The organism is Spongiibacter sp., assembly GCF_041602295.1.
In the GTDB taxonomy this organism is placed as follows: Bacteria; Pseudomonadota; Gammaproteobacteria; order Pseudomonadales; family Spongiibacteraceae; genus Spongiibacter.
Genome location: NZ_JBFIGO010000156.1, coordinates 1 through 4,390 on the forward strand (window position 1 = coordinate 1; position 4,390 = coordinate 4,390).

General features: G+C 56.2%; 3 protein-coding genes. 2 read left to right on the forward strand and 1 reads right to left on the reverse strand.

All coding sequences use genetic code 11. The features are described from left to right. Window positions 1-2,996 (forward strand): ATP-binding protein (locus tag ABYM29_RS14935; protein ID WP_372865586.1); only part of this gene is annotated, 2,996 nt, incomplete at its 5' end. Between the two features lie 9 nt (window positions 2,997-3,005). Continuing rightward, window positions 3,006-4,211 carry an EAL domain-containing protein gene (locus ABYM29_RS14940; protein WP_372865588.1) on the forward strand — a complete coding sequence of 402 codons (1,206 nt, stop codon included), beginning with the start codon at window positions 3,006-3,008 and terminating at the stop codon, window positions 4,209-4,211. A gap of 8 nt (window positions 4,212-4,219) precedes the next feature. Here ABYM29_RS14940 and ABYM29_RS14945 read toward each other — a convergent pair whose 3' ends face one another. Continuing rightward, window positions 4,220-4,381 (reverse strand): DNA polymerase, encoded by a 162-nt coding sequence (locus tag ABYM29_RS14945; RefSeq protein ID WP_372865589.1) that lies wholly within the window; start codon window positions 4,379-4,381, stop codon window positions 4,220-4,222. Between the last annotated feature and the right edge of the window lie 9 nt (window positions 4,382-4,390).

A 4,390-nucleotide genomic window follows, 5' to 3' on the forward strand; every position in this document is an offset into this window, starting at 1 on the left:
GCCACGGCCTGACCATCCTCTCGCTACACGAAAACGGCCGCACAAGCACCGAGCAAGAACGAGCCTATTACTACCCGAGCCTGTATATTTACCCGGAGCAAGCAGCGGCCGAGCTCCAAGGCTTAAATATTCTGTCGACATGCTTTGATCCCTACCCCGTCGACGACGCCATTAAGCGTGGCGACATACTGCTTGTGCCACCCACAGGCCGCCGCTGCAGCCAGCAAGACGTGATCTACGCCATCAAGCCCGTTCACCGATCGACCCAGGAAAATGCCCTGGGGGTGTTGGTCGGCATCTACAATTTAAAATCAGCCATGTCCGACACCCTGGCACAGATTCGCGAAAATAACCTGGAGCTGATTATCTCCACGACGGCCCCAGACGACCGCGTTACAGAGATGTTATCGACGCTCAGTCAAAATACCGTGGAAATCGCCTTCTCTGAACACGCCATTGGCGGCAATACATTTTCCATTCGACTGCTCGCGGACAGCTTGTACTGGCAGGCAGGCGTTTCTCCCATCAACTATTTGTATACGCTGTTTACCATCATCAGCGCCTTCTCTATTGCCGGCGCCGTTATGGGCTCGGCCAATCGTCAGGTCATGAAGGATCGCGAAATCCGCCAGCGCACCCTCAGCTTGACCGCCGAATTACAAGCTCGGGAGCAGGCAGAAAGGCAGCTTACCGCCACCACCACACTGTTATCTTCCGCCATCGATATGGCGAACATGGGTGTCTGGGAGATTGATTTCAACCGCCACCGCTTCCTACTCGGCGACGGCATGATGGCAATGCTCGGCGAGAAAACCGACAGCGGGCAAAAAACGGCTATCGCGATTGACGACTTTATCGCGCAGTACTTCCCCGCAGAAGATGCGCAGTTGGCCTACAATATTTTTTCCAACCCCGACAATACTCGCCTGCATTATTATTTAGAGCACCGGCTCATCGGCAGCGATGGCAATGTACGCACCGTACAGTCTCAGTGTCACGTAGAGCGCGATGCCGACAACCACCCCCTGCGCGCACTGGGAATCAGCCTGGATGTCAGCCATTTCCGCGAAAATGAGGCGGCCATGCGCAAGGCCCGCGACGAAGCCGAGGCGGCGAACCACGCGAAGTCACAATTCCTCGCGCGTATGAGCCACGAAATCCGCACGCCGATGAATGGTGTGATCGGCATGCTGGAATTACTTCAGCAAGAAAAGCTGACACCAAAGCAATTGACTTCGGTTGGCATCGCCCGATCATCGGCCGACAGTCTTATGCATATCATCGACAACATCCTCGATTTCTCCAAGATAGAAGCCGACGGCCTCACCCTTGAGAACGTCGAATTTGACCCTCGCCACACCCTCGCCGAAGTCCTCGATCTCATGACACCGGTGGCGGCTGACAAAGGCGTTCAGCTGCACTGTTATGCCAGCCTAGATGTGCCCCACACCGTATCGGGAGACCCCTTTCGCTTGCGCCAAGTGCTGCTTAATCTTATTGGCAATGCCATAAAATATTCGGCCAAGCCCGAATCGCCAGGCGTAGTACAAATACTGTTGTCTTGTGCCGACAAGCTACTGCGCTTCGAAATTATTGACAACGGCATCGGTATCGCGAAAGACGTGCTACCTCGGCTGTTTACCCCCTTTACCCAGGCCGACGAATCCACAACCCGACTGTTTGGCGGCACCGGCCTGGGCCTGGCCATATCGCGCGAACTGGTCGAGCTGATGGGCGGCAGCATTGTCGCCAATTCCACCCCCGGGCAACGCACCTGTTTCACGATTCGCTTACCTATGCAGCATGCCGATACACCGAGCCCCGCCCCACTGCAACAAGACGTTCTGTTATTCGGCATCGCTGACGACTGCGCTATGGCGATCGATAAGGATGTGCGAAAAGCCGGCGGCAGCTGCCAGATTATCTACAGCGCAAACGACCGGCCATCGCTGGCGGGCGACCGCCCAGTAATCCTGCTGATGCATAGCGAAGCCGCGACTCTTAGCAGTGCGCAAAGTAAAAAACTATGCACGGACGTAACGGTAACCGCCTGGATCAGCGTCGGCGGCGACAGTGCCGCCAGGCTCAGCCGGCAACACATTGCCGTGGGCAACGCCGTATTATCCCTGGACTATATCACCGCCATTTCCGCCCAGCTTAACCGCGACAAACCCCGGCAAGCCCCCGCCACGCCAGCGGGCGACGCCTCTCCTGCGCGCGCCCTCAGCGCACCTATCGCCAGACTACTGGTCGCCGAAGACAGCGAAATAAACCAACAGGTCATTGCCCAGCAGCTCGAACGCCTTGGCTATGTTGCAGACTACGCCAGCAATGGCGAGCAGGCGCTGGCGCTGTGGCAACAAAGGGAGTACCCGTTGCTCATTACCGACCTGCATATGCCCGAGTTCGACGGCTACAGCCTGGCACGGGCAATTCGCCGTCGCGAACCGCAACTCGCGCGCCGGCGAACCCCCATTATTGCGCTGTCGGCAAATGTAATTTTCGGCGAGGACGCAAAGTGCCGGGCCGCGGGCATCGACACCTTTCTGACAAAGCCCACCAGCATCTCGGCCCTAAGCCGGTGTATTGCCGAGCATCTTGGCACGGCCCCAAACGACTGCACTGCCGTCGACACCCCAGTGGACGGCACTCACGATGCGGTTTTGGATCTAAATATATTCAAAAACTATACTGGCGGCAGTGATGAGTTAGCGGCAGAGTTTGTAGAGTTGTTCAAACAGACACTGGCCGAGGCCGAACGCCAACTGGAGGAATTGCTTGGCCGGGGCGACGCAAACGCCATAGTGACGTTTGCCCACACAATGAAGTCTTCGGCAAAAGCCATCGGCGCACAACAGCTTGCACAGCTCTGTGACGATATGGAACAGCACTATGGCGAAAGTCCTCATAGCGATGGCCAACTTATCGAACAATGGCGCAGCTGTTTAGCAAAACTTAAACCGGCACTGACCCGGGAGCTCGCCCAGAGCAATTAGGGAGTGGCTATGAATAGCGACCGCAAGATACTGATTGTTGACGATGATGCATTTATGCGGCAAATGCTGCTGACCATCAGTAGCAGTGTTAGCAAGCACGTCGAAACGGCCGACAGTGGCGAGGCAGCAATCCGTTGCTTCGACCGCGATAGCGGCCGCCCGGACATCATTATTTTGGATTTAAAGATGCCCGACATAGATGGCGTGCAATTTGCGCGCATGCTCAGCAACAGAAACTTCTTCGGCAGCGTCATCTTGGTCAGCGGCGCCGATGAGCGAATCTTACAAACCACCGCATCGCTAATTCGCCGCCAGAATATCGATGTTTTAGGCTATTTGCACAAGCCTGTTTCCAGCACGCTTCTCCAGCAATTACTCCAGCAGTGGCAGCCGACTACACAATCCGCTGAGCGCTCTGCACAACTTGTTTTCACCGCCGAAGATCTACAACTCGCACTAAATCGGCGAGAATTTTTTAATCTTTACCAGCCAAAGGTTCGACTGACCGACGGCGCCATCGCCGGCTTCGAATCACTTGTCCGCTGGCGCCATCCCGAGCACGGGATACTTTCGCCCGGCGATTTTTTAACACAGTTCGCTACCGCGAATGACCTGCAATCGCTCACCCGCCAGGTCATAGACATGGCGTTTTCAGAGGCGGCAAACTGGCAGTCGACGAAGCCGGCGCCAAGCCTGGCAGTCAACGTCACGATGGAAGATATGCGGCTCGCTGAATTTCCCAGCCTAGTACGGGAATTGGCCGAGCACTACTGTATTCCCGCCCCACAAGTCACCATCGAAGTCACGGAGAGCAGCAATATTGACGACTCTCTGCAGGCCATTGATACGGCAACCAGCCTGCGCATTATGGGCTTTTCGCTGTCGATTGACGATTTTGGCACCGGCCATTCCACACTGTCGCAATTGCGCGATATGCCCTTTAGCGAACTAAAAATTGACCGCGGCTTTGTGACTGGAGCAAGCACTGACGACACGCGGCGCTCGATATTCAACGCCAGCCTTAACTTGGCCAACGAGCTTTCTATGTCGGTCGTTGCCGAAGGCATAGAAAGCGAATCCGACTGGGCTTTTGCCCGCCGGGCAGGTTGTGAATACGGCCAGGGTTATTTTATTTCTCAGCCCATCATGGCCGACAAAATCCCCCTCTGGCAGCGGGACTGGCAGCGGCGCCTAAGCCATTTGGTCAATCACTGATCCGCAAATTAGTGCGCCTCGTCCCAGTTGTCACCACAGCCAACCCCGACCTCCAGGGGGATGGCCAGCTCGGCGGCAGCGGACATCAGTTCCACGACCTTCGCCTGCACCGCGTCCAGCTGCTCTTCGGCCACTTCCAGCACCAATTCATCGTGCACCTGCATAATCATCTGCGCAGC